26 protein-coding genes, 1 tRNA gene and 1 pseudogene are annotated in these 24979 nt (G+C 58.7%); 13 read left to right on the top strand and 15 right to left on the bottom strand.

The window, feature by feature from the left end; genetic code table 11:
* Nucleotides 1–256: 256 nt before the first annotated feature.
* The 3 genes from AC3IUA_RS23990 (at nt 257) to AC3IUA_RS23980 (ending at nt 1734) form a co-directional block, all read left to right on the top strand.
* Complete coding sequence (locus AC3IUA_RS23990) at nt 257–838, top strand: DJ-1/PfpI family protein (RefSeq protein WP_489357353.1); 582 nt, start codon at nt 257–259, stop codon at nt 836–838.
* A gap of 17 nt (nt 839–855) precedes the next feature.
* A complete protein-coding gene (locus AC3IUA_RS23985) occupies nt 856–1161 on the top strand; it encodes a ribbon-helix-helix domain-containing protein (RefSeq protein ID WP_489357352.1) in 306 nt (101 codons plus the stop codon).
* A gap of 228 nt (nt 1162–1389) precedes the next feature.
* Nucleotides 1390–1734, top strand: coding sequence for a YegP family protein (locus tag AC3IUA_RS23980; RefSeq protein WP_489357351.1), 345 nt, complete (start codon nt 1390–1392; stop codon nt 1732–1734).
* Between the two features lie 273 nt (nt 1735–2007).
* Here the strand turns inward: AC3IUA_RS23980 and AC3IUA_RS23975 are convergent, their stop codons facing one another.
* Nucleotides 2008–3027, bottom strand: coding sequence for a DUF4917 family protein (locus tag AC3IUA_RS23975; protein WP_489362450.1), 1020 nt, complete (start codon nt 3025–3027; stop codon nt 2008–2010).
* Nucleotides 3028–3182: 155 nt separating this feature from the next.
* On the opposite strand from AC3IUA_RS23975, the gene yiaY reads away from it, so the two are divergent.
* From yiaY to AC3IUA_RS23945, 6 genes are all read left to right on the top strand, one after another.
* Nucleotides 3183–4331, top strand: coding sequence for an L-threonine dehydrogenase (gene yiaY / locus AC3IUA_RS23970; protein ID WP_489357350.1), 1149 nt, complete (start codon nt 3183–3185; stop codon nt 4329–4331).
* A 287-nt stretch (nt 4332–4618) separates the two neighbouring features.
* Complete coding sequence (locus AC3IUA_RS23965; RefSeq protein ID WP_489357349.1) at nt 4619–5527, top strand: LysR family transcriptional regulator; 909 nt, start codon at nt 4619–4621, stop codon at nt 5525–5527.
* 675 nt (nt 5528–6202) lie between these two features.
* Nucleotides 6203–6847: a LysE family translocator gene (locus AC3IUA_RS23960; RefSeq protein WP_489357348.1), complete on the top strand. Its 645-nt coding sequence runs from the start codon at nt 6203–6205 to the stop codon at nt 6845–6847.
* A 103-nt stretch (nt 6848–6950) separates the two neighbouring features.
* Nucleotides 6951–8294 carry a sensor domain-containing protein gene (locus tag AC3IUA_RS23955; RefSeq protein ID WP_489357347.1) on the top strand — a complete coding sequence of 448 codons (1344 nt, stop codon included), beginning with the start codon at nt 6951–6953 and terminating at the stop codon, nt 8292–8294.
* Between the two features lie 188 nt (nt 8295–8482).
* Entirely contained in the window at nt 8483–8650 is a 168-nt protein-coding gene (locus tag AC3IUA_RS23950) for a con-10 family general stress protein (RefSeq protein ID WP_489357346.1), read from the top strand.
* 62 nt (nt 8651–8712) lie between these two features.
* Nucleotides 8713–9216 (top strand): DUF4142 domain-containing protein, encoded by a 504-nt coding sequence (locus AC3IUA_RS23945; protein WP_489357345.1) that lies wholly within the window; start codon nt 8713–8715, stop codon nt 9214–9216.
* 326 nt (nt 9217–9542) lie between these two features.
* On the opposite strand, the gene AC3IUA_RS23940 is transcribed toward AC3IUA_RS23945, so the two are convergent.
* The 3 genes from AC3IUA_RS23940 to AC3IUA_RS23930 form a co-directional block, all read right to left on the bottom strand.
* A complete protein-coding gene (locus AC3IUA_RS23940) occupies nt 9543–9815 on the bottom strand; it encodes a DUF3077 domain-containing protein (RefSeq protein ID WP_489357344.1) in 273 nt (90 codons plus the stop codon).
* 482 nt (nt 9816–10297) lie between these two features.
* Nucleotides 10298–10705, bottom strand: a complete 408-nt coding sequence (locus AC3IUA_RS23935) for a type II toxin-antitoxin system HicB family antitoxin (RefSeq protein WP_489357343.1) — start codon at nt 10703–10705, stop codon at nt 10298–10300.
* Between the two features lie 34 nt (nt 10706–10739).
* Nucleotides 10740–10922 (bottom strand): type II toxin-antitoxin system HicA family toxin, encoded by a 183-nt coding sequence (locus AC3IUA_RS23930; RefSeq protein WP_489357342.1) that lies wholly within the window; start codon nt 10920–10922, stop codon nt 10740–10742.
* Nucleotides 10923–11239: 317 nt separating this feature from the next.
* On the opposite strand from AC3IUA_RS23930, the gene tam reads away from it, so the two are divergent.
* Nucleotides 11240–12007 carry a trans-aconitate 2-methyltransferase gene (gene tam / locus AC3IUA_RS23925; protein WP_489357341.1) on the top strand — a complete coding sequence of 256 codons (768 nt, stop codon included), beginning with the start codon at nt 11240–11242 and terminating at the stop codon, nt 12005–12007.
* Between the two features lie 163 nt (nt 12008–12170).
* Here tam and AC3IUA_RS23920 read toward each other — a convergent pair whose 3' ends face one another.
* From AC3IUA_RS23920 to AC3IUA_RS23905, 4 genes are all read right to left on the bottom strand, one after another.
* The gene (locus AC3IUA_RS23920) at nt 12171–13193 is read right to left on the bottom strand and encodes a transketolase family protein (RefSeq protein ID WP_489357340.1); all 1023 of its coding nucleotides are present in this window, start codon (nt 13191–13193) and stop codon (nt 12171–12173) included.
* Entirely contained in the window at nt 13190–14038 is an 849-nt protein-coding gene (locus AC3IUA_RS23915; protein WP_489357338.1) for a transketolase, read from the bottom strand. Before AC3IUA_RS23915 ends, AC3IUA_RS23920 begins: the two co-directional genes overlap by 4 nt.
* An 18-nt stretch (nt 14039–14056) precedes the next feature.
* The gene (locus tag AC3IUA_RS23910) at nt 14057–15355 is read right to left on the bottom strand and encodes an MFS transporter (RefSeq protein WP_489357337.1); all 1299 of its coding nucleotides are present in this window, start codon (nt 15353–15355) and stop codon (nt 14057–14059) included.
* A gap of 98 nt (nt 15356–15453) precedes the next feature.
* Nucleotides 15454–16203, bottom strand: a complete 750-nt coding sequence (locus AC3IUA_RS23905) for an SDR family NAD(P)-dependent oxidoreductase (RefSeq protein WP_489357336.1) — start codon at nt 16201–16203, stop codon at nt 15454–15456.
* Nucleotides 16204–16399: 196 nt separating this feature from the next.
* On the opposite strand from AC3IUA_RS23905, the gene AC3IUA_RS23900 reads away from it, so the two are divergent.
* Entirely contained in the window at nt 16400–17317 is a 918-nt protein-coding gene (locus AC3IUA_RS23900) for a LysR substrate-binding domain-containing protein (protein ID WP_489357335.1), read from the top strand.
* A 366-nt stretch (nt 17318–17683) separates the two neighbouring features.
* On the opposite strand, the gene AC3IUA_RS23895 is transcribed toward AC3IUA_RS23900, so the two are convergent.
* The 5 genes from AC3IUA_RS23895 to AC3IUA_RS23875 all read right to left on the bottom strand — a co-directional run bounded on the left by AC3IUA_RS23895 (nt 17684) and on the right by AC3IUA_RS23875 (nt 21637).
* A tRNA-Gly gene (locus AC3IUA_RS23895) sits at nt 17684–17757 on the bottom strand.
* A gap of 246 nt (nt 17758–18003) precedes the next feature.
* The gene (locus AC3IUA_RS23890; protein WP_489357334.1) at nt 18004–18888 is read right to left on the bottom strand and encodes an alpha/beta fold hydrolase; all 885 of its coding nucleotides are present in this window, start codon (nt 18886–18888) and stop codon (nt 18004–18006) included.
* A gap of 324 nt (nt 18889–19212) precedes the next feature.
* Nucleotides 19213–19905 carry a pseudouridine synthase gene (locus AC3IUA_RS23885; RefSeq protein ID WP_489357333.1) on the bottom strand — a complete coding sequence of 231 codons (693 nt, stop codon included), beginning with the start codon at nt 19903–19905 and terminating at the stop codon, nt 19213–19215.
* A gap of 33 nt (nt 19906–19938) precedes the next feature.
* A complete protein-coding gene (locus tag AC3IUA_RS23880; protein ID WP_489357332.1) occupies nt 19939–20157 on the bottom strand; it encodes a cysteine-rich CWC family protein in 219 nt (72 codons plus the stop codon).
* The gene (locus AC3IUA_RS23875; RefSeq protein ID WP_489357331.1) at nt 20150–21637 is read right to left on the bottom strand and encodes a sensor domain-containing diguanylate cyclase; all 1488 of its coding nucleotides are present in this window, start codon (nt 21635–21637) and stop codon (nt 20150–20152) included. Before AC3IUA_RS23875 ends, AC3IUA_RS23880 begins: the two co-directional genes overlap by 8 nt.
* Before the next feature lie 827 nt (nt 21638–22464).
* On the opposite strand from AC3IUA_RS23875, the gene AC3IUA_RS23870 reads away from it, so the two are divergent.
* Entirely contained in the window at nt 22465–22599 is a 135-nt protein-coding gene (locus tag AC3IUA_RS23870) for a hypothetical protein (RefSeq protein ID WP_489357330.1), read from the top strand.
* Here AC3IUA_RS23870 and AC3IUA_RS23865 read toward each other — a convergent pair.
* Complete coding sequence (locus AC3IUA_RS23865; RefSeq protein ID WP_489357329.1) at nt 22593–23705, bottom strand: enoyl-CoA hydratase/isomerase family protein; 1113 nt, start codon at nt 23703–23705, stop codon at nt 22593–22595. The two genes, AC3IUA_RS23870 and AC3IUA_RS23865, sit on opposite strands and share 7 nt — an antisense overlap.
* 130 nt (nt 23706–23835) lie before the next feature.
* On the opposite strand from AC3IUA_RS23865, the gene ung reads away from it, so the two are divergent.
* Complete coding sequence (gene ung / locus AC3IUA_RS23860) at nt 23836–24528, top strand: uracil-DNA glycosylase (RefSeq protein WP_489357328.1); 693 nt, start codon at nt 23836–23838, stop codon at nt 24526–24528.
* 62 nt (nt 24529–24590) lie between these two features.
* Here the strand turns inward: ung and AC3IUA_RS23855 are convergent.
* A pseudogene (locus tag AC3IUA_RS23855) lies at nt 24591–24734 on the bottom strand (AbrB family transcriptional regulator); the annotation flags it as partial.
* Nucleotides 24735–24979 lie beyond the last annotated feature (245 nt).

Here is a 24979-nt window from a genome sequence, read left to right as displayed (position 1 = left end):
CTGGGCGTAGAATTGTCCGTACAGTTGGGGTAATGCCCCAACGCGTAGGAGCTGTCGAGCGCAGCGAGGCTGCGATCTTTTTCCCAACCGCACCCCCATCCCGATACATCAATAACCCGCAAGATCAAAAGATCGCAGCCTGCGGCAGCTCCTACGCAGGGGATACCGTAGTAGCTGGTTATTACCCACCCCCATGGATAAGGACTACCTTGAATACTCTTGTTGCCCACGTATTTCTACGAGAGGAGTCATCCCCATGGCCGCTAAAAAAATTCTGATGCTGGTCGGCGATTACGTCGAAGACTACGAAGTAATGGTGCCATTCCAGGCACTGCTGATGGTCGGTCACACCGTGCATGCGGTCTGCCCGGATAAAACCGCTGGGCAGACTGTGCGCACCGCGATCCACGATTTCGAAGGCGATCAGACCTACAGCGAAAAGCCGGGGCACCTGTTTGCGCTGAATTTCGACTTCGCCAAGGTCGATGCTGCTGATTACGACGCGCTGCTGGTGCCCGGTGGTCGTGCCCCGGAATACCTGCGTTTGAACGAGAAAGTCCTGCAGCTGGTGCAAGCCTTCGACAAGGCTGGCAAACCGATTGCCGCAGTCTGCCACGGCGCGCAATTGTTGGCGGCGGCGGGTATTCTGGAAGGCCGCGAGTGCAGTGCCTACCCGGCCTGTGCCCCGGAAGTTCGCCTGGCTGGCGGTACGTTCATCGATATTCCGGTGACCGAAGGCCATGTTCAGGGCAATCTGGCCACGGCTCCCGCCTGGCCGGCGCATCCAGGCTGGCTGGCGGGCTTCCTCGGTTTGCTCGGTACCAGGATCACCTTGTAAAAAGAGAGGCTCATCCGATGTGCGAGCTCTACGTCAAAGCCGACCCGATTCTCTACGAGTCACGCTCCCGCTCGCTGCGCATTTGCGGGGTAGTGACCACCTTGCGCCTGGAAAACCAGTTCTGGGACATCCTCAGCGAGATCGCCGAAGTCGACGGTATGACCACCAACCAACTGATCGCCAAGTTGTATGAAGAGGTCATGGACTACCGCGGCGAAGTGGTGAATTTCGCCTCGTTCCTGCGGGTCAGTTGCACGCGTTATCTGACTCAGCGCCGAGGGGTGGCGCCGGAGTTGAGTGTGGTGCGTTCGGCGGTGAAGTAAGGCTGGTTTTTTGGATTGGTCTTGCCGGCCTCTTTGCGGGCAAGCCGGATCGCCGCACCGTCGCTCCCACAAGGGTGCGCGATCACTTGTGGGAGCGGGCTTGCTCGCGATGCGATGTATCAGGCGACAAAACTCTCCTGGAAATCCGCGCGTGATATTGGCTAAACGCCGGACAAGGTCTTTACTCTGATGGCGCAGAAAGTCTTATCAATCGCCAGGAGTTCAAGCATGTCCGGATGGTATGAGTTGAGCAAAAGCAGTAGTGGTCAGTTCCGCTTTGTCCTCAAGGCGGCCAACGCCGAAACCATACTCAGCAGCGAGCTGTACACCACCCGCAGTGCTGCCGAGAGCGGCATCGCGTCGGTCCAGGCCAATAGTCCGCTGGACGAGCGCTACGAGAAAAAAACCACCAAGGATGGTCATCCATACTTCAACCTAAAGGCTGCCAACCACCAAATCATCGGCAGCAGTGAAGCGTATTCATCCGATGCGGCACTGCAAAAAGGCATTGCCAGCGTCAAGTCCAACGGGCCGAGCGGCGTGATCAAGGACAAGACCTTGCCGGTGCTTTAATCGCAAAGGTCAAAAGATCGCAGGCTGCGATCTTTTGATCCTGGCGTCCGTCCAGGCAACGCATTGTCCGCCGAAAAGATCGCAGGCTACGCCAGCTCCTACGCCGACCGCGTTTGCCCGTCGGTTCGCCAATCTCCTGTAGGAGCTGCCGCAGGCTGCGATCTTTTGATCTTTCAGGGCAAAGCCCGCGACCACTTCAACGCAAGGTGGTCAACAACCCCAGCGGGGGCAAGCCCCCTCGCCACAAAGGTCATGTGTCAGGCCAATACCTCTTCAACGCTCGACCGGCACCGACAGCTGTGGATTTCCCAACCCGTGGCTCTTTGAATCAAAAAAGCGCAGCGTCACATCCAGCCCCTCGAACAGTTTCGTGTAATGCCGTTTCTGGTGCTGGATAAACGCCTTGCTGCGCGGGTAGATCGAGAAGGCGATGGTCTTGAGTTGCGCTTGGCGCAGAGCGTGGACGATATGGTTGTCCTGCTCACCGAGACTGTGGCCGAAGACGCACAGGGCGCCGTCGTGGGTCAGCAGCTGATCGTAGCAGAAGGACAGATAGTCCGAGCCGCGGATGATCTTGAGCTTGTCCTGGCTGGTGCCTTCGTTGATGAACAGCGGCACATCGTCCAGGGTCTTGATGGTGTTATTGATGGCAAAGCTGCCAAGCAGCGTGCCTTCAGTGGCGGTCAGCTTGCGCGCGCTGCCGTCGGAGTTTCTCACCAGGTGCAGGCCACCGTGCAGGTAGAGCACACGCGCCTTGTCCGTCTGGGTATTGCTCAAGTCGAAGTTTGAATCGGCGCCATTGAACAGGTCGGTAATGGCCTGCGGGTCCTGCATGATGGCCCAGTAATTGAGCAGGTCATAGTTGGTGGTGAACACCGTCGGGTAGCTGCCCAGCTCCTGATTGATCTTCGCCAGACTCGACGCCTGCATCAGGCGCCAGGGGATATGCACCCCATGCACGGTATTGATCAGCGCTTCCTTGATCGCGTAGTAGCGATTGCGCGGCGCGGCCGAGCTGACGGCCAGTGCCTTGTTGACCCGGCTGGTGGTCTTCAATGCGCTCAGCACCTGCTCGAAAATCCGCGTGCCCATGGCCTCGAAGACGCTCAGTTCGGACTGGCTCAGGGGCTTTTCTTCGACGGTCCGGGCGTTCTCGAACAGCGAGTCATAACCGAAGTCGTCCCACACCACGCGACTGGCGCCGTTACCCACCAGCAGTGCGGTGAACGAGGTGGTTGCGCGCACGGCGTTCCAGTCTTCAAGTTCGGCATCAAATTCCTGGAAATCCATTATCACGTTTCGTCGTCTCAGGCTGAAGGTGTGCAGGGCGCAGACTTTATCACGACATGGAATTGAGCCAGATCAAGATATGCCTGCACTTATGGGCCGATCCTGCAGGCACCCGCTGGATCGGTATTCCCGGTTCAGCCACAACAAGAGGATTGGCCATGAGCAGCACGTTTTTTATTCCCGCGGTGAACATCATGGGCATCGGTTGCCTCGACGAAGCCATGAAAGCCATTAGCAACTACGGCTTTCGCAAGGCGTTGATCGTCACCGACGCAGGGCTGGCCAAGGCCGGCATCGCGAAGATGATCGCCGAAAAACTGGTGATTCAGGATATCGAATCGGTGATTTTCGACGGCGCCAGGCCGAACCCGAGCGTGGCCAACGTCGAGAGCGGCCTGACGCTGCTCAAGGAAAGTCAGTGCGATTTCATCGTGTCGCTGGGCGGCGGTTCGCCCCATGACTGCGCCAAGGGCATCGCCCTGTGCGCCACCAACGGCGGGCAGATCCGCGACTACGAAGGCGTCGACCAATCGAGCAAGCCACAATTGCCGCTGATCGCCATCAATACCACCGCTGGCACTGCCAGCGAAATGACCCGGTTCTGCATCATCACCGATGAATCACGCCACGTGAAAATGGCCATCGTCGATCGCAACGTCACGCCGCTACTGTCGGTCAACGACCCGGCGCTGATGGTCGGCATGCCCAAAAGCCTGACTGCCGCCACGGGCATGGACGCGCTGACTCACGCCATCGAGGCCTACGTGTCCACCGCCGCTACCCCGATCACCGACGCCTGCGCGCTGAAAGCCATTGAGCTGATCAGCGGCAACCTGCGCCTGGCGGTCCGCGACGGCAGTGACTTGGCTGCACGGGAAAATATGGCCTACGCGCAGTTCCTCGCCGGGATGGCGTTCAACAATGCATCCCTGGGTTTCGTGCATGCCATGGCCCACCAGTTGGGTGGTTTCTATGACCTGCCCCATGGTGTGTGCAACGCCATACTGCTGCCCCACGTACAGATCTTCAACGCCAGCGTCTGTGCCGAACGCCTGACCGATGTTGCCCGTGCGTTGGGTGCCGACACCCGCGGTTTGAGCGAGGAAGAGGGCGCCCAGGCAGCCATCGCGGCGATCCGCTGCCTGTCCACGGACGTCGATATCCCGGCCGGGCTGCGCGACCTGGGAGCCAAGCTGCAAGACATCCCGATCCTGGCAACCAACGCCCTGAAAGACGCCTGCGGACTGACCAACCCGCGTGCAGCGGATCAACGGCAGATCGAAGAGATATTCCGTAGCGCGTTTTGAGCCAGGCCTGAAGCCCAAGCGCTCCCTTTGCGGGCTTGTCCGCCGAATGCAAAACCTGTGGCGAGGAGGCTTGTCGGAACGCCGCACCGCCCCAGCGGGGGCAAGTCCCCTCGCCACAGGTCCTCACCAGACTAAAGGTTTACGTTAACTGACTGGCATTGGGGCTTGCCCGCGAATGCGCCAGACCAATCGGCTCGAGAGTCGAGGGACATCAATCAACTGGCATCGGCTCTGTGATTTGGCGTTATCCTGCGATCTCCAACTAAGCCGATATCGCCGAGCCTTTGATGCTGCACAAAAGCCTGATACGTCGCCTGGATCTGCTCACGCTGCAGTTGTTCGTTGCCGTCCATGAGGAGGGCACACTGACCCGCGCCGCCGCCCGTGAGGCGATTGCGGTGTCGGCGGCGAGCAAGCGTTTGATGGAGCTTGAAGAGGCGTTGGGGATCAGCCTGTTCGTGCGCCAGGCCAAGGGCATGAGCCTCACCGCCGCAGGCGAAACCCTGTTGCACCATGCGCGGCAGATGCTGTTCAACGTCGAGAAAATGGGCCTCGAGCTCGGTGAGCACAGCCACGGCGTACGTGGTTATGTGCGGATGCTGGCCAACCTCTCGGCGATCATTCAGTTCTTGCCCGAGGACCTGCGGGATTTCTCCGAACGTCATCCGCAAGTCAAGACCGACCTTGAAGAACGCCCCAGCAATGGGGTGATTCAGGGCGTGCTGGATGGCGTGGCCGACCTCGGCATCTGTTCCAGTGACAGTGATACAAAAGGCCTGCACAGCGTGCCTTACCGACAGGACAAGCTGGTGGTGCTGATGCGCCCGGATCATCCGCTGGCCATCGAGCATGAACTGGCGTTTGCCGACACGCTGGACTTCGATTACGTCGGCTTGCACGCCGCCAGTTCGATCAACATGCGCACCCATGCGGCGGCGCGTAGCGCGGGCAAGGTACTGCGCCTGCGGATTCATGTACCGGGATTCGACGCCATGTGCCGCATGGTCCAGGCCAATATGGGCATCGGTATTCTGCCGCAGCGCGCCTATGAACTGTTTGGACGGGCGCTGGGCCTGCATGCAGTGCCGCTGAGTGACGACTGGTCCGAGCGCACGCTGATACTGGTGGTGCGCGATGAGGCGGCGTTGTCGCCGGTGAGTCAGTTGTTGTTTGAGGCTTTGCGCGGGTCGGCTTGATCGCGTCGCTGACTGTTCCGGCCCCCGTAGCAGCTGGCGAAGCCTGCGTTCGGCTGCGCAGCAGTCGCCAACCCTGCGTCCACGATTTGTCTGGAATACCGCAGTGAACTGGTCAAGTAATCCCAGACACCGATTACGGTGTTTATGCCGCTTTTTGCTCCATAGCCATCGGCGTAGGAGCTGCCGCAGGCTGCGATCTTTTGATCTTTGCTTCAGGGGGATTGAAGGCCCTAAAAGATCGCAGCCTGGCGGCAGCTCCTACGGGATCTGTGTTCCCCGCTGATCCAGCGGCGAATGCCATCGGCGTAGGAGCTGCCGCAGGCTGCGATCTTTTGATCTTTGCTTCAGGGGATTGAAGGCCCTAAAAGATCGCAGCCTGGCGGCAGCTCCTACGGGATCTGTGTTCCCCGCTGATCCAGCGGCGAATGCCATCGGCGTAGGAGCTGCCGCAGGCTGCGATCTTTTGATCTTTGCTTCAGGGGGATTGAAGGCCCTAAAAGATCGCAGCCTGGCGGGTTTCACCAGGCATTTGGTGGCCCAAGCGCCAGTCCCATTCGTCTCAGTATGCCTATTCATGAGCACTTGCCCGATGGTATCCCGCAACCCGCCTGGCTTGCGCTAGAATCCGGGCCGTTCGCCCGCCGATTGGGGCATGGCGCTTGCTGAGAATCATTGATGACACCCTCACTGCTCCTGGCCGTTCTGGCTTCCGGCTTCATCTACGGCATCACCCCCGGGCCCGGGGTGCTGGCGGTGTTCGGTATCGGGGCGGCCCACGGGCGACGTGCCGGGGCAGGGTTTCTCTGCGGGCATCTGCTGGGCGATGTGGTCTGGTGCAGCACCGCGCTGATCGCCATCGTCGGTGCGCGGGAGATCGGCAGCACGGCATTCGATGTGCTGGGTGTGCTCAGCGGCCTCTACCTGTTCTGGCTCGGTGCACGGGCAATTCGCGCCCGCCGTGCCAGCCCCGAAACGCCCCAGGGCCCGGCGCGGCAACCGTTCTGGCACGGCATCATGTTCGGTCTGACCAACCCCAAAGCCTATCCGGTGGCCGTGGCGACCTTCACTGCGTTGCTCTCCAGCCGTGCCGAGTTGTTGAGCTGGTCGATGTTGCCCTGGCTGATCTTCTTGAGTTTCGTTGGCGGGATCGTTGCATACGCTATTCTCATCGCAGTGGTCGGCGCACGGCGCGTGCGCAGGGTGTACCAACGGCATGAGCTGGCAATCACCCGGATTTGCGGGGTAATGTTCATCGGTTTTGCCATCAATGCCCTGGTGCATGCATTGCCGGGGCTGTTAGTGAACAAGACTGGAGGCTGACTGCAGGACTGCGGCAGCAAAAAGAGTTCATCGGCGACCGCCGTTGATCGGATCGAAGGATTGATACTCGGCGCTTCAACTTAATGGGCAGTATCGATTCCTGATGGCAAGTAAGAACTCCGCGCCGCTGGCGAGCTACATCGACCTGTTGTTGGATGCCGTGTGCGCGGTCGATGTCGAAGGGCGCTTCGTTTTTGTCAGCGCCGCTTGCGAACGTATCTTTGGTTACATGCCGGACGAGCTGGTCGGTCAGCCGATGATCAATCTGGTGCATCCCGCCGATCGCGAGCGAACCCTGCAGGCTGCCCGGGAAATCATGGACGGCCAGCCCAAGCCGAATTTCGAGAACCGCTATGTGCGCAAGGACGGGCAAGTGGCGCACATCATGTGGTCGGCGCGCTGGTCCGAGGTCGATCAACTGCGGATCGCCGTGGCCCGGGACATTACCGAGCGCAAACTGGCCGAGTCCAAGCAGGCGGCGCTCTATGCGATCTCCGAAGCGGCGCATGCCGCAGAGGATTTGCTGGCGCTGTTCGAGCGTATCCACCGGATCATCGGCGAATGGCTGCCGGCGCTGAATTTCTCCGTCGCGCTGTACGACGAACAGTGCGGGCAGATCAGCTTTCCCTACCATGTCGACGACCACGAGCAATGTCCGGAGCCCGCGGGTACGGTCACCGGCAGCCTGTGCGCCGAGGTGATTCGCAGTGGCCTGCCAGTCCTGCTGACCCCCGATGACTACGGTCCGCTGCCTGAGTTTCTGGAGCTGATCAGCGGTCAGGATTCCCCTTGCTGGCTGGGGGTGCCACTCAGCTCACAGAAAGGCACCATCGGCGCGCTGATTGTAAAAAGCACGCCTGGCGGCGAGCGTTACACCGAGCAGGACAAAGAGCTGTTGCAATACGTCTGCGCGCAGGTTGCGGCAGCCATCGAGCGCAAACAACTGCATGCCCGGCTGCAGTACATGGCGCAGTACGATCAATTGACCCATCTGCCTAACCGGGGATTGCTCCACGAACGGGTGAAAGCGTCACTGGAGCGGGCCAGAAAAGAGTCCGGACGCATGGCACTGCTGTACGTCGATCTCGACAAGTTCAAACAGGTCAACGACACCTATGGGCACGGGGTCGGCGACCTGCTGCTGCAAGCCATCGCCAATCGCCTCAAAGGTTGTGTGCGTGAAACCGACACCGTAGCGCGCATTGGCGGCGATGAATTCGTGGTCCTGCTCGACAGCATTCAGGAGGCGCAGGATGCCAGCACCGTGGACGATAAAATTCGCCACGTGCTCAACCAGCCACTGCGGCTGGACGGCCACAGCCTGAGTGTCCAGCCGAGCATCGGTATCGCGCTCTACCCCGAGCACGGCAGTGAAGAAGAACAGCTGTTCAAGCACGCCGACGAAGCCATGTATGAGGTCAAACGAGCACAGCGAATACAGGCCTGAATTAAATCGACTGCAGTCCCTGTACCCACCCCATTCAACGCCAAAGCCCGATCATTGATCGGGCTTTGGCGTTTTTATCGGCACCGTTCGTCGCAGCAGACGCAACTTTTCTAAACCTTTGTGGCCGTAAAAATTCAGATTCTATGCGGGCCTTGCTCGCTGAATCATTCACAAGAGGAAGAGAAATCATGCCTACCTCAAAAAATCCGAACATGGGAAACACCGCCAACGACCGTAACAAGGCCTCTGAAGCCGGCCGTAAAGGCGGGAAAACCACAACCACCAATGTCGATAAAGAAAAAGGCGAAGCCGGTCGCAAAGGTGGCCAACACAGCCCAGGCAGTGGCCGCAGCTAGTCAGTGAATGAGAGGCGGGAGCGCAAGCTCCCGCTTGAATTGTTTTAAGGAGGGCACAACCCATGAGCCGAACAACCAGCCGATTGCGCACCGCCAGTTTCGCCGTGCTGCTGGGACTTGGCGCCAGCAGTGCCTTTGCCCAAACGCCTGCCGAATTCATCAATGAGGCCTCTGCCAAAGGTATCGCCGACATTGAAGCCAGCCGCCTGGCCCATCAGAAAACCTCCTCTAAAGAGGTCAAGGACTACACCATCCAGGTGATCAATGACCGCACCACGGCCAACCAGCACCTGGCCAAAATCGCCAAAAAACTCGAGCTGCCGATCGCCGGCAGAGAAGAGGTGCTGAACAAGGCCAAAGCCCTGATGCCCGATGTACCGGAAGGCGAGGCGTTCGACGAGGGCTATGCCGCCAGTCAGGTGAAAACCACCGAAGAGGCCATCCAGCAGCTGCAACAGGCAGCTCAGACTACCCAGGTGCCTGAGATAAAAGCTTTCGCCGAAGAAACCCTGCCCAAACTCGAAAATCATTTGCAAAGAGCCCGGGCGTTGCAAGCCAGCCGGTAACCGCTCGCCTGGACGACTTGCTCAGATTCCGCCTGTTGGCCCGATCACGGTGAGAGCGGCCTGTTCGTCCTGCAAGGTTGCTTCGATAACCCGAGGTGGAAGATGTCCCAAAAGATCGCAGCCTGCGGCAGCTCCTACGCCGACTGTGTTTCACCCTTGATATGGCAGGTGTACGCAAACCCCTTGTAGGAGCTGCCGCAGGCTGCGATCTTGGCGATCTACAAACGCCGGCGAGCCTGACGGTTGGGTTGGATTCGGCGTTTAACCATCCGCGGCAAAAAGCCCGACGCACATTGCGATCCTCAGCGCCGAGCCTGACTCAACCCTCACGGCCTCGGCGTAATCACCTTCACCACATCATCAACCACCGCCTTGCTCATCTCGATCAAATAATGCGACGCCCAGGCATAACGGTCCTTGTCCCTCTCCATCGCCGCATCCTCTGCCAGCATTTTCGCGCAATGGAGCAGATCAGAAGCGTGGGCCAATGCCTGCCGAATCTGCACACCGCCATTGACCCGAAACAACGGCTCGTCGGATTCGCCGCAAAATGAAAAGGGCACGATGCCAATGGTTTTAACGTTGGAGAAATCGGTCATAACGCACCTCCGAGGGTTGGGAAGTGGCGGGTGAGGGCGGAGGGTTGAAGCGTGCTCGAGACCGCAGGACGGTGAGCGGTAATGCGGATTTTGGATGGATTTAAGGTGTGCATGGGCGTAACTCCTAATGTTGAGGAGCTGCCACGTTCGTTCTCAGGCAAATGGGTGGCAGCTGTGCGCAGGCTGAGAACCGGGACAATAGGAACCCGGCAGACCCGAAGGTCTCCCACGCACAGCCGCCATAGCACGAACATGCGAGCACAAAAAAGCGCCAGCAATCGTGATGGTGGCGCCTATGCGCCTATTGTTTACTCAGGTTCTCAGGCCCGGTCGCTGAATTGGCAGCGACGATGGGAAGGGTAGCGTGGAAGGAGCAAGGGCTGCAAGCTTGTCGAGCCGAGAGACAACCCATGTGGTACTAGCTGTTGTTTCCTCTGGATCACGGCTACCGACAGCGTCGGCTACATGGAGATCAAATGAATTCAACCCTGCTGCAGCACCTTCAACGCTGCCGAGGCGAGGAAGCCCGAGCGGCTTTTCTCTTCCGGGTGATGCAGCACGTATTCATCGATACGGGTCAGCAGATAGCCGGGCAGTGTGATGTTGAGTTTTTGGGCTTTGCCAAGGTATTTGGTCACATCGATATCAACCACGGCCCAGGTGCAGCCCGCATATTGCGGATTGGTTGCATGAACGGTGACTTTGTTCGCCACCGGGATCGGGGCACCGTCCTCCGCCAGAATTTCGAAGTGCCCTTCAATGGCTTCCCGAGCCATGGCCATGGCGTCATCCAGGTCATCGCCAGCCGAGAAGCAGCCAGGGATATCCGGCACTTCTACACCCCAGGCGTGTTCGTCATCGCCCATCGAGATCGCAATAGGGTAAAGCATGTTCGTTGTCCTCCTCGGACGGTGTGCAGCCGCTTCAATAGAGCAGGGCCTGTTTCAATAGGCTGGTGGCCGTCTTTTTCAGCAGATCCTTTTTCGGATGTGGAATCGTCACCACTCCGGGCTTCGTTGGATGCTTGAAGTGGTGATGACTGCCTCTGATCCTTACCAGATACCATCCATCCGCGACAATTTGGCCTATCAAATATCGGCTATTCACATCACCTCCATGTGGTGTGTAAGTGGTTACTATACCTACTGCTGTTTGATTATCAACACTATAACCACCGAAAAATTTGATGGATGGTGATGAGCGATAAGGGTCAAAGTGTAGAAAGGTGAAGGAGCAATAGTGCCGATTGCGTGGGCTTGGTGTGTTTCTGAATCTTTTCGGGGGCTGGCAGTGGATTGCCCGAATGTCAGCCACGGCATACCTTAGCGAGCGCAGGGGCAAAGCACGCTTGTCGATATGCTGTGTTAGACACTGAAGAGTGGTATGCCCGTCCGCACAAAGAACCAAACCGACAGGAGCGCGCGATGAGTTGGTCTGCCAAGCAATATGTTGCCTTTGAAGATGAGCGCACGCGTCCGGCACGTGATCTGCTGGCCGCGGTACCCACGATGCAAGCCCGCTCCGTGATCGATATCGGGTGCGGTCCCGGTAATTCAACCGAGTTGCTGGCGGCGCGCTTTCCAGATGCGACGGTCCGCGGGCTGGACAGTTCGCTCGACATGATCGACGCCGCCCGCAAGCGCCTGCCGAATGTTCAGTTCGACACGGTGGCTATCGAAGCGTGGGATGAGGCAGGCCCGTTCGATGTGATTCTGGCCAACGCCGTTCTGCAATGGGTGCCTGACCATACGACCCTGCTGCCGTCCCTTGTGGCTCGGCTCGCTCCGGGTGGCAGTCTGGCCATCCAGATGCCGGATAACCTCGACCAACCCGCCCACCGCCTGATGCGCGAAACGGCAGCCCAGGGCCCGTGGGCCGACAAACTCGTCGGTGCCGCTGGCCAGCGCCCGGCGATGGCCGACGCAAACAGCTACTACGGATTGTTGCGTTCAAGTTGTACCCGGGTGGATGTGTGGCGCACCACCTACCATCACCCCCTCGCAGGCGCCGCTGCGGTGGTGGAGTGGTTCAAGGGCAGTGGCTTGCGGCCCTTTCTTGATCCGCTCGACGAGGCTGAGCGGGAGGAGTACCTGAGGCGCTATACCGCGGCGATCGAACAGGCGTATCCCGTGTTGGCTGATGGCGAGGTGCTGCTGCCGTTTCCACGGATGTTTATTGTGGCGACGCGGTAGCCACGGTCGACCTCGTCCTGACAGACTTCTCTACACCGGCAGTACGTCTGCCTTGAAAGCTAAGCCATGAAACTCTGAATCCAGTAAATCATGTGACTTCAACAACTTGGCCCCTTTGCATGGAGCTAAATGGCACCTGTTTCCAGGTGCCTTGACGTTGCAGTTACAGCCAGGCTTTGATTTGCGTGCAAACGGCTTGAGTTGAAATACCGTAGCGATCATGGAGTGTTGGCAGAGCCCCCGCATCGAGGAAGGCGTCCGGTAACGCTATTTGCCTGAAGGTGGGTGTTACGCCGTTCCGTAGCAGGACAGTGGCAACCGCCTCACCCAGTCCACCGATGATGGAGCTGTTTTCCGCGGTGACGACCAGTCGACCGGGTTTTCTGGCTTCAGCCAGAATGGTTTGCTCGTCCAGTGGTTTGATCGTCGGTACGTGCAGCACTGCGACGTCAACGCCATCTGCTTGCAGCTCCTTGGCTGCTTCCAGTGCGCGCATCGTCATCAAGCCGGTGGAGATGATCAGCACATCGTTGCCGGTGCGCAGGGTTTTAGCCTTGCCGATCTCGAATTTGTAGCCGTATTCGTCCAGCACCAGCGGCACATTACCGCGCAACAGGCGCATGTAGACCGGCCCGTTATGCGCTGCGATGGCAGGCACGGCCTGTTCGATTTCCAGGGCATCGCACGGGTCGACAATCATCAGGTTGGGCATGGCGCGGAAGATCGCCAGGTCGTCCGTGGCCTGGTGGCTTGGGCCATAGCCGGTAGTAAGACCGGGCAAGCCGCAGACGATCTTGACGTTGAGGTTTTCCTCGGCAATGGCCATGCAGATGAAGTCATAGGCACGGCGCGAAGCGAACACGGCGTAGGTGGTGGCGAAGGGCACGAAGCCTTCACGGGCCATCCCCGCTGCCGCACTCATCAGCAATTGCTCGGCCATGCCCATTTGATAGAAACGATCTGGATGCGCCTTGGCGAAAATGTGCAGGTCGGTGTACTTGGACAAGTCGGCGGACAGGCCGACGATATCCGGACGTTGATCCGCCAGCGCGGCCAGTGCATGGCCAAAAGGTGCGGATTTAGTGGCCTGACCTTCAGAGGCAATCGAGGCGATCATCGCCGATGTAGTCAGGCGTTTTTTGGCCGGTTCAACCGTGGAAGTCGGAGTGTTGGCTGCGTTGCTCATTGGTTTTTTCCTTCTTCAAGGTTGCTCAGTGCCAGATCCCATTCGTGTTCTTCCACGCGGATGAAGTGGGTCTTCTCGCGGGTTTCGAGGAAAGGCACGCCTTTGCCCATTTTGGTATCGCAGATGATCACGCGAGGTTGCGCTCCAGGGTGGTTACGTGCTGCATCGAAGGCTGCGACCAGCGCCTCAAGATCATTGCCATCGACGCGTTGGGTAAACCAGCCAAATGCTTGCCAACGATCGACGATGGGTTCGAACGAAAGGATTTCACTGGAGTAGCCGTCGGCTTGCTGGTTGTTGACGTCGACAATGGCAATCAGATTGTCGAGCTTCCAATGCGACGCCGACATCACGGCTTCCCAGGTGGAGCCTTCATTCAGCTCGCCGTCCGACAGCAGGTTGTAGACGAAGGCGGGCGATTCTTTGCGTTTGAGACCCAGGCAGGCACCGACCGCGATGCCCAGGCCCTGGCCGAGCGAACCACCAGTAATCTCCATGCCAGGGGTGTAAGCGGCCATGCCCGACATCGGCAGGCGACTGTCGTCGGCGCCGTAGGTTTCCAGTTCGTCCAGCGGAATGATTTGCGCTTCGATCAGGGCCGCATACAGCGCAATCGCGTAGTGACCGATCGACAGATAGAATCGATCGCGTGCCTCCCATTCAGGATCTTCGGGTCGATAGCTCAGGGCGTGGAAGTAAGATACGGCCAGCAGATCGGCGGCACCGAGGGCCTGGCCGACGTAGCCTTGTCCCTGAACCTGGCCCATGCGCAAGGCGTGGCGGCGAATATTGTGGGCACGCTGCGCCAGCGTCGTGGCTGTCGTGAATGCAGGAATAGCAGTCATGGTGAAAACTCCAATAAATCAACGATTGACCGAGGCGGCGGGAATGCGCAGCACTAGCGTGGCCCCGGCCAGCAGTACCCCGGTGATCAGGTACATGCCGATGGCGCTGGAACCGGTTTGCGTGGTGATCCAGCCGATCAGATAAGGCGAGCAGAACCCCGCGAGATTGGCGAAGCTATTGACCGCAGCGATTCCTGCGGCGGCGGAGACGCCACCAAGCAACGTGGTGGGTAACATCCAGAACATTGACGTCGCGGACAGAATTCCGGAAGCGGCGAGGCAAAGACTCAGAATAGAGAGCAGTACATTTCCGCCCATCAGAGCAGCCAGGCTCAACCCGATAGCACCCGCGATCATCGGTAAAATGAGGTGCCAGCGGCGCTCGCGATGTTTGTCGCCACTGCGTCCGGCATACAGCATGGCCACAATCGCGCAGAGGTAGGGCAGGCTGGTCAGCAAGCCGATGTGCAGCGGATCGGAAACCCCCGCGTTACGCACCAGGGTCGGCAGCCAGAAGGTAATGGCGTACTGGCCCATCACCACGCAGAAGTAGATAGCGGCCAGCAACCACAAACGCCGGTCGCGAATGAACTCGCCCACCGAGGCATGGGTAACTTTCTGCTGGTCGTCTTCGGCCAGTTCGCGGCTGATCAGTGCTTTCTCATCGTCATCCAGCCAACTGGCCTGATGCACGCCGTCCTTGAGATAGCTCAGAACCAGCAATCCGACTATCACCGTAGGCACCGCCTCCAGCACGAACATCCATTGCCAGCCGGCCCAGCCGTGCATCCCGGCGAAGTGGTTCATGATCCAGCCGGAAAGCGGGCCACCGACCATGCCCGAGAGCGGAATGGCGATGAACCACAATACAGTCATACGCGCACGCCGGTAGGACGGAAACCAGTAGGTCAGATAGAGCAACAGTCCCGGCGCCAGACCGGCTTCGGCAACGCCGAGCAGAAAGCGCAGGGCATAGAATTGCCACGCGGTTTCGACGAAGGCGAACAACGCAGAGACGATGCCCCAGGTGATCATGATGCGGGCGATCCACACACGCGCACCGACCTTGTGCAGGATGATGTTGCTAGGCACTTCACAGAGGAAATAACCGATGAAGAACATGCCGGCGCCCAGTCCGTAGACCGTTTCGCTGAGCGCCAGATCATTCATCATTTGCAGCTTGGCAAAGCCGACATTGACGCGATCAAGGTAGGCGCACAGGTAGCACAACATCAAAAAGGGCATCAGACGCCACGCAGTTTTGCGATAGGCGTTAGTGCGCACGGTCGAAACCGCTTCAAGCGACATAGTTGTCATGATGGTCTGATCTCTTGTTTTTATTGACCGCCAGGCGATGAGGCCCGGCTGCGTCGTCGATCCAGAACCGCACGGGCCTATAGGCCCGCCAGGTGTAATCAGTGAATCAGCATGCCGCCGTTCACATCCAGCGTGATACCGGTCAGGTAGGAGGATAGGTCGCTAGCCAGGAACAGGGCCGCATTCGCGACATCCTGCGCTTCACCCAGACGTCCCAGCGGGATGCCATCAATGATCGCGTGGCGACGCTCGTCCTGCATCAAGCCGCCGGTGATGTCGGTATGAATCAAGCCGGGGGCGATGGAGTTGACGCGTACCCTGTCCGGGCCCAGTTCGCGAGCCATGGCTTTGGCCAGGCCCAACACACCTGCTTTGGCGGCGCTGTAATGCGGGCCCCCGAAAATGCCGCCACCGCGTTGAGCAGAAACTGAGGACATACACACGATGCTGCCGGAAGATTGTTGACGCATGGTCGGAATGACCGCTTGCGACATGAGCAACGTGCCACGCAGGCTGACGTCCAGCACCTTGTCGTAGTCAGAAGGGCGGATGTCCAGGGTCTTGAGGGGTTGGGTGATGCCGGCGTTGTTGACCAGAATGTCGATACGGCCGAAACGTTCGATGATTTTCGCTACAGCCTGTTGAACTTGCGATTCGTCAGCGACGTTGGCAGCGAGACCGAGATGACCGTCACCCAGGGAGGCCGCGGCATCGCGTGCGGCGGATTCGTCCAGATCGAGGATCACGACGTGAGCGCCTTGTTGCGCGAAGGTGGTTGCTGTAGCACGGCCGATGCCACGTGCAGAGGCTGCACCGGTGATGATCGCGACTTTGCCTTGAAGAAGCATGGAAGAGTACCTCTGATTGTTTTTATTGGAGACGATCGGCAATGAACCGATGACTCAGCTTGTTCTTCAGGACAACCCTGAGCAATAACGCGAATGTCACTCGGTGCTGAAAAAAATTCAGCACTCGTCAAGCAAGGGGACAGATGATTGAATGGAAAACTCAACGATCATAAGAATTACAGTGGAGTCTTTCGTCATGCGCCCTGATACCGCCGCGCCAGCCACACTCCCACCGCTGAGAGCAATTCAGGCCTTCGAGCAAACGGCTAGATTCGGAAATGTTGCTAGGGCTGCCGAGGTTTTGGATCTGACGCCGTCTGCAGTCAGTCACCAACTAGCCAAGCTTGAAGGGATGATCGGCCGGCAGCTGTTTGTACGAGCTGCACGCGGGGTGACGCTAACGCCAGTAGGGGAGCAGTATTTGAAAGAGGTTTCCGGGTTACTTCATAGCCTGGCCATAGCTACCGAGCGGGCAGCCAGCGATATGAGTCTTGACTGCCTTCGACTGCATTCGTCACCAAGCTTCGGATTGTTGTGGTTGATGCCTCGATTGGAGGCGTTTCGCTCGAGCCATCCGGATATCCAGATCAACCTGTCATGTTCGTATGAATCGTTGCACTTTAGCCGGGACAAGATTGACGTCGATATTCGCCACGGTACGCCCAACTGGCCGAGCTATGAGGTTCGAACCGTGCGCAACGAAACCTTCGCTGTCTTGGCCTCTCCGAAATTACTTTCGCAACGTCCGATTAAGCACGCGGCCGATTTGCTGGACCGTGATCTCATTCTCTCCGAAGCCACGATGCTTAAATGGCCACAGTGGTTTGCCCAACACGGTTTGGCTCGCCCCGAAAATCCTTACGCATTGAGCTTCGATCGGTCATACATGAGTTTGGAAGCCGCTAGCCACGGGCTGGGCTTCGCGTTAGAAAGTACGCTACTAGCGCAAAAGTATCTCGCGACAGGAACGTTGATCGAAGTGGCGAGGGAATCACTTAGCGCCCCGGTGGCGGCTCACCATTTGGTGTTTCCAAAGGCGCATTCCAGCTTTCCTAGAGTAAGACGCTTTCTAGAGTGGATGGAGAGTGAGCTGGGTCATAGTTTCACTTATTGAATGTCTGCTGATCTCCTTTGCCAGGATGGAGACTCGTCACTCTGGCGTCATGAGCATCGCAAACGTCATACTGCCGGCCTTCTTCAAGCTCTCTGATTGCCTTGACTGAAACCCCGGACCGGAATGCAAGAGGAAATGTTTCTAGAGCCTCATGTTGAAACAGGAGGAATCACGGTGGCGCAGAAATGGGGGGATGTGCAGTTGGAAACCTGGCGATCGGCCGGTAGGACGCGGGGATGAGTCAGCAAAGGCGAAGTATCTAGGTGCGAGTGTCTGTTCAGTTCATTCGGAGTCTGCAAAAACAAGAAACAGACACCTTAACAGACACCTAATTGAAGCGGAGAAGGCTGGAGCCCTTGAAAATAGTGGAGCGGGTGAAGGGAATCGAACCCTCGTTATCAGCTTGGGAAGCTGGAGTAATGCCATTATACGACACCCGCTCAGAGCGGCTGACTTTGTACCAGATGTGGGCGGGGATTTGAAGTTTTTCTTTGCGGTATCTGTGATTTGCGCGGTTTTTTGCGGATAGCGGGGCAGCCTTCAGTCGTCGACGGCGGCTGGGGTCAGCGCTGACGATTGCGGCAGAGGTGAAATGCGCGACCGCGTTGCGGTCTTTCGCGGGTAGCCAGGCTCCTGCAGGTGTTGCTTGGTTCTGAGGGCGCTAGCTGACCCGCGATGACGCTGTTTCAAATGGCCAATGCATGGTGGTCCTGGACGTACTGGTAACGCGTTCGGTTTTCGTGTTGGGCCGGTTTCAGGAATCCCAGCAAGGCATTGCGGCTGTCTCGGCAGGCAGATTTGTGTTCCATGTCGAGAAAGTGCCCGGTGGCCTGGAGGGTGCTGAAGGTGCTGTGCTGCATGTGGTTGCCAAAGATTCGCGCGTCGTCGGCGGCGGTGTACTCGTCCCATTCACCGTTCATGAACAGCACCGGTATGTCGATTTTCTTTGCGGCGTTGATGTAGCACAGGCGATCGCTGTTGAGCACGTTGCTGATGTGGAAGTGCATCTGCCCGTATTCGTGCTCGGCCAGGGTGCTGACGTGGCGGTAGTTGAAGCGCTTGAACAACGACGGCAGGTGTTTGCCGATGGTGCTGTTCACCAGGTTGCCGACCCGGTCGCCATCCCGGCTGCCAAGATAGTCGACACCGCGCTCGAGGTAGTCGCGCATCGGTTCGTTGATCACTGGGGAGAACGAACTGATCACGGCTTTTTTGATGCGTCGTGGACGGTGCGCGAGGGCGACCAAGGTCGGCGCGCCGCCCCATGAGAATGACATCACATGTTCGGCGGCGAAGTGGTCGATCAGCTCCAGGAGGATCTGCCCTTCGACTTCCTTGGTGAGCATTTTCTCGTGCAGATTGTGGGCTTTGGACTTGCCCGCGTAGGGCTGATCGTAGAGTACGACGTTGAACTGCGGGTGCAGGTTCTTCACGGTCTGGGCAAACGATGCAGTAGTGGCCATTGAGCCGTTGACCAGAATGATGGTCTTTTCTGCGGCGTCTGCGCGATAGAACTCCGTGTAAACCCGGTACTGACCTTGGATGTCCAGCACAGCGATTTCTGGCCTCATGTCATAAGACTCCTGGCAAGCGGGTATGCGCGCAATGAGATTGCACGAGCTTTGTGACAGGTAGGCATACGCCCTGGAATTTTGAGGCCCATGTCGATCCGTTACGGTCTGGTCGACGGGTATTGTTATTGGCGGGCAGTCTGTCGGGGAGGTGGAGCCTGGGGGCTCTCTGCCGACAAAAAGTTTCTTGGAAACATGCTGGTGACTCATCGGTCATATTTCGGCCGACGGCTTGATTCAAGCAGGGTGCGATTCATCCTGCAAGTGCCATGGGTGAGTTGATCGGCAACTTTCTGCTGAATGGTAGTGACTTGGCAGCGGGTTTTAGATTTGCTGGATTTCTTCGGCCGTCAGCGGGCGGTATTCGCCGGGTGCGAGGGCGTTGTCGAGCACCAGCGGTCCCATGCGTTCGCGATGCAGGCGCAGGACTTTATTGTTGAAGTGGCCGAACATCCGTTTCACCTGATGATAGCGGCCCTCGACGATACTCAATCGCGCGGACTTTGCCCCCAGCACGAGCAGTTCAGCCGGCTGGGTGGTGAGGTCTTCGAAGGCGAAGTACAGGCCCTGGGCGAAGGTCTGCGCGTACTCGGGGCCGATGTCCTGTTCGGTTTCGACGTAGTAGATCTTCGCCAGTTTGGTCTGTGGCTGGGTCAGGCGACGCGACCAGCTGCCGTCGTTGGTGATCAGCATCAGGCCGGTGGTGTTGAAGTCGAGCCGCCCGGCGATGTGCAGCTCGTGCAGGTCCGGCTCATCCATCAGGTCGAGCACGGTCGGGTGCTGTGGATCGCGGGTAGCGCTGACGCAGCCCGGCGGTTTGTGCAGCATGAAGTAGCGCGGCGGCTTGCCGGCCTGCAGCACTTCATCGTCGCACTCGACGCGGCTGAACTCGCGCACCTCGACGTGCGGGTCGCTGACGACCTGACCGTCGACCTTGATCCGCCGTTCCACCAGCAGCAAGCGCACTTGTTTGCGGTTGAAGCGGGGCAGGTTGCTGAGGAAACGGTCAACGCGCATGACTATCGGCAGATCGGAAAAGGGCCGCGTATCTTACGCGATTGACCAGACGGCTGCTTGCAACTGCGTCTCGACCTGCGCGCAGCCTGGGCACAGGCAGGAGGTGTTGCGCAGTTCGGCGGGCAGCGCCTGGAGCACCGCCGGGTCGATGCTGACGGCATAGCACCAGCAGGCCCGGTCGGCGGTTTGCGGATCGGCGAGGCTGCAGTCGTTGCGAGCGCCGCAGGCCGGGCAGAGTTCGGGTTTATTCATGGCTGGAGTCAGGCAATTCCACGCAGGTTCGGTTACGACCAGATTGTTTCGCACGGTACATCGCCTGATCGGCGCGCGATAGCAGGTTATGCAGGGTGTCCTCGGCTTGTAGGGTGCCAAGGCCGATGCTGACGGTGGTCTGCAGCGATTGCCCCTCATAGGCATAGCGCTGTTGCTCGGTCCGTTGACGGATTTTCTCGGCAATCATCAGGCCTTTGTTACTGTCGGTGTCCTTGAGCAGCACGATGAATTCTTCTCCGCCCCAGCGACAAACGATGTCGGACTGACGCAGGCAGCTTTTCAGGTCGCGGGCGAAACCGCTCAGCACCTGGTCGCCGGCGAGGTGGCCACAGGTGTCGTTCAAGCGCTTGAAGTGGTCCAGATCGAGCAGCAATGCGGTCAACGGTTTCGGTTCACGCTGGGCTTCGTGCATGGCCTGGCTCGCCAACAGGTCGAAGCCGCGGCAGTTCGGCAGGTCGGTGAGGCTGTCGAGGGTGGCCTGGGCTTCGATTTTGCGCTGGTAGCGATTGACCACGCGGTTGAGCAGGGCCAGTACGGCCAGCGTGACGACCAGGCAGATCAGCAGGTTGAGGTACAGCGACTGGCGAATCGCACCCAGCGCACTGGCCTCGCGTTTGTCGACGAACAGGTACCAGTTCAACTCGGGGATGAATCGGACGTTGAGAAAGTGCCCCTGGCCCTGGGCCGAATATTCATAGCTGCCGCTGTGGGGTTTGGGCAGTTTGGTCAGCAGGTCTTCCATGTTGTCGAGTTCGCTGAGCGTCTGGCCAGTTCGTGCGCCTTGCGGTCCACCCTCGGCACCGGTGAGGACAATGCGGCCGAAGGTGTCGACGAAGTACACGCTGCGCTGGTAGCGCTGCTGGTACTTGTCGATCAGCTTGATCACCGCATCGACGGTCAGGCCGACACCGGCGGCGCCGATGAACCGGTCTTTGTAGTCGTAGACTTTGTAGTTGATGAAGAAGGTCATGTTGTCGTGATTGGCCAGGTCCGGATCGACGTTGATCTCATACGGCTCGGTCATGTCACGCACGCGGAAGTACCAGGCGTCACGGGGTTCGTCGGCGCTGACTTTTTTCAGCACACCCTTGGCGTGGTAGTAGGTCAGGCTGCCGTTGGAGATGAAGAAGGCAGTGTAGGCATCGTAGTGAGTCATGACCTCGTTGAGGTAACGGGTCATTTGCTCGGGGTCGCGTTCGCCGGCGACGACCCAGTCGCGCATGAAAGTGTCGCGGGCCATCATCGAGGAGATCAGGATCGGCCGGACCAGGTCTTTCTGGATCTCCGAGTAGACCGTGTCGGAGGTCAGCGGTAGTTCGGTATTGACGATGCTGTCGCGAATCGACGCCCGCGAGGCGTAGTAGCTGAGCAAGGAGGTGGCGAGGAAACCACAGCCCAGTAACGCGATCAGTGTGAGCACCAGCGAGCGTTGCGAATACAGCGCGGAGCGAAGCAGCATAGCGATTCCGTTGGCAGAGACCGGGTGCGGGCATTCTAATGGCACAGGCTGGAAATAACTGCTTCAGTGCAGGGGTATTCGAGATCCCCGTAGCAGCTGGCGCAGCCTGCGTTCGGCTGCGCAGCAGTCGCAAAACCTCAGAATGTGCTGGATCAGGTAACCTGGAGTCGCCTGACTTGCGACCGCTGCGCGCCCGAACGCAGGCTGCGCCAGCTGCTACGGGACCTGATCAATCGCGGCTTTGCAGATACGCCCGCCACCCGCCGGGATGGCGGGTGCTGTCCACGCGCGGATGGGGCAATCATGGCTTTAGGCTAGTTGTATCAACGTATTGCGGATGCGCACCAGATTCCGATTTCGCTGTCAGATGTTTCGACAGCCAGCTCATTGTTGACTGTCGCCGACCAGCGTCGCTGGTGTGTGCTCATTCGCGGTCCAGGAGGCCGCCATGTATCGACGACTTCTGCTGATTTTTGTACTGGGTTTGTCTCTTTCTGCGTGCGTGCCCTATCACGATGGAGGATCGAGCTACTACCGCTCTGATGTCTATACCTCACCGTCTCCATACTACTCTGGAGGCGGGTCCTACTATCAGGATCGGAGCCGCTACTATGCTCCGCCAGCGCGATACTACTCGGCGCCCAGGTATTACCAGCCTTCTCCAAGGTATTACCAGTCGTCTCCACGCCATTACCAGTCTCCGAGGCACTACCAGTCTCCAAGGCATTACCAGTCTCCACGGCATTACCAGGACTCGCGACGCTCGGTACACCGGTCTTACCCGAATCGCGACTGGGATTCCCATCACCGCCACAGCGACAGCCGCCATGGCGATCGTCACCATCGAGGTGACCGCAACCAACGTGGCGATCGTGGCGACCGAGATCATAGAGGAAGCCATAACCGCTAAGCCTCCCAACGAAAAAGCGGCGCATCATGCGCCGCTTTTTTATGTTCAGTAGCCGGACAAATCCGCCAGCGGATGGCGACCTTCCCACACCTTGTGGAAATGCGCCTCGATTACCGCGTCCGGGATTGCATTGATATCCGGCCAATGCCAATGGGGCTTCTGATCCTTGTCGATCAGCCGGGCGCGCACCCCTTCGCTGAACTCCGGATGACGGCAGCAGTTCAGGCTCATGGTGTATTCCATCTGAAATACTTCGGCCAGTGACAGGTGGCGGGCGCGGATAACCTGCTCCCAGACCAGGTGCGCGGTCAGCGGACATCCTTCGATCAGGGTCTTTGCCGCCCGGCTGAACAGCAGGTCGTTGTGATCGCGCAGCTGGCTGATGGCACGCCAGGCGCAGCGCACATCACTGACATCCAGCAGCTCATCGATCTGCTGGCGCCGTGGCAACCATTGTGGCTCGGGCCTCTGCCCGACAGCCTCCTGCTGCAGGGCCTTGAGCAGGCTGTTGAGTTGCATGGGGGTCTGTTCCTGCCAGTTCAATTGCAGGAGGCCTTCGATCAGATCTTCCTGCTGTTCATCCAGCAGAAAGCGGTCGGCCAGATCCAGGTCGATCGCATCGCGGCCATTCATTTGGGCGCCGGTCAGGCCAAGGAATAGTCCGAGCTTGCCCGGCAGGCGCGAAAGAAACCAACTGGCACCGACATCCGGGTACAAACCAATGCTGATTTCCGGCATGGCCAGGCGGCTGCTCGGCGTGACGATGCGGATACTGGCGCCCTGCAACAGGCCCATGCCGCCGCCAAGCACGTAGCCATGACCCCAGCAGATCAGTGGTTTGGGGTAGGTGTGCAGGCTATAATCGAGGCGGTATTCCGCCGCAAAAAAATGTCCGGCCACGGGTGGGACTTCACCGGGATGAGCACGGCAGGCTTCAACCAGACTGCGGACCTCACCGCCTGCGCAAAACGCTTTGGCACCATTGCCGCGTAACAGTACGCAAACGATCTCCGGGTCTTTGGCCCAGGCGTTCAGACGCTCGCTCAAGACATGGATCATCGGCAAGGAAAGGGCGTTCAGGGACTTTTCGACATCCAGGCTGGCGATGCCGATACGCGCGCCGTCGGTACCGGTGAGTTCTTCGAAGTGCAGATTCATCGTGACCTCGATTTTGAATTTAAGCGTTCAGTATGATCGCAATGTGGGAAAGTGCCGGTTCTGTGTCAGATCAATTGACAAGCGTGGCGGGCTTTCTTAGGGTGCGCCCATTGTTTTTGTGGACCTTGTGATGACTTCCGACGACCGTATCAAACTCGAACCGAGCTGGAAGGAGGCACTGCGTGCCGAATTCGACCAGCCGTACATGGCAGAGTTGCGCACTTTCCTGCAACAGGAGCGTGCTGCGGGCAAGGAGATCTACCCGCCGGGACCGATGATTTTCAACGCGCTCAACTCCACGCCGCTGGACAAGGTCAAGGTGGTCATTCTCGGCCAAGACCCGTACCACGGACCGGGGCAGGCCCATGGCTTGTGCTTCTCGGTACAGCCAGGCGTGCCGGCGCCGCCGTCGCTGGTGAACATCTATAAAGAGTTGAAGCGCGACCTGAACATCGACATCCCGACCCACGGTTGCCTGCAAAGCTGGGCTGACCAGGGCGTGCTGATGATCAATACCACCATGACCGTGGAACGGGCCAATGCCAACGCCCATGCGGGCAAGGGCTGGCAGCACTTTACTGATCGGGTGATCGAGATCGTCAGCGAACACCAGCCCCACCTGGTATTCCTGTTGTGGGGTGCCCATGCCCAGAGCAAGCAGAAACTGATCGACGCGACCAAGCATCTGGTGCTGACCTCGGTGCATCCGTCGCCGCTGTCGGCTTATCGTGGCTTTCTTGGGTGCGGGCACTTCAGTCGCGCCAACAAGTATCTTGAACAGAACGGCGAAACGCCGATCGAGTGGCGACTGCCGCCAGTTTGACGCAAACGCGATCCCCCTCGCCACAGGTATTCGACTCAGACCCTTTGCGGCTGCTTGTCCCATTACCAAAACAACGACTCCGCCAGAAACAACACCAGCAACCAGCGGATTACCTGCATTGCCGTCACCACCGACAATTGCAGGGTATCGGTGGTCAGGCTCATTTCGGCGATGCCAGTCAGCGAGCGTTGATCCAGTTCAATCAGGTGCCACCGGTCTGAGAGTGCCCGCGCGGGCTGGCCCGCCACCCTTCTTTGAAAGCCTTGTTCCACGGCGGCTTACACTGCTGCTGGCAGCTGGATCAGGCCTGACTCTGCGAGCTACCTGTCAGTTCTGACAGTATCCATCGCGCCGGTTTACGCATTCAATATTCTCCCTGGCCTTGTCGGTGCGCTGCGCTCCAGTTCGATGGGCAATGGCCGGTCATTGATCGATTGTTCAAGGAGAGTAG

This window comes from Pseudomonas sp. KH_050 (genome assembly GCF_057838875.1).
This window is presented reverse-complemented; position numbering and strand designations above follow the sequence as displayed.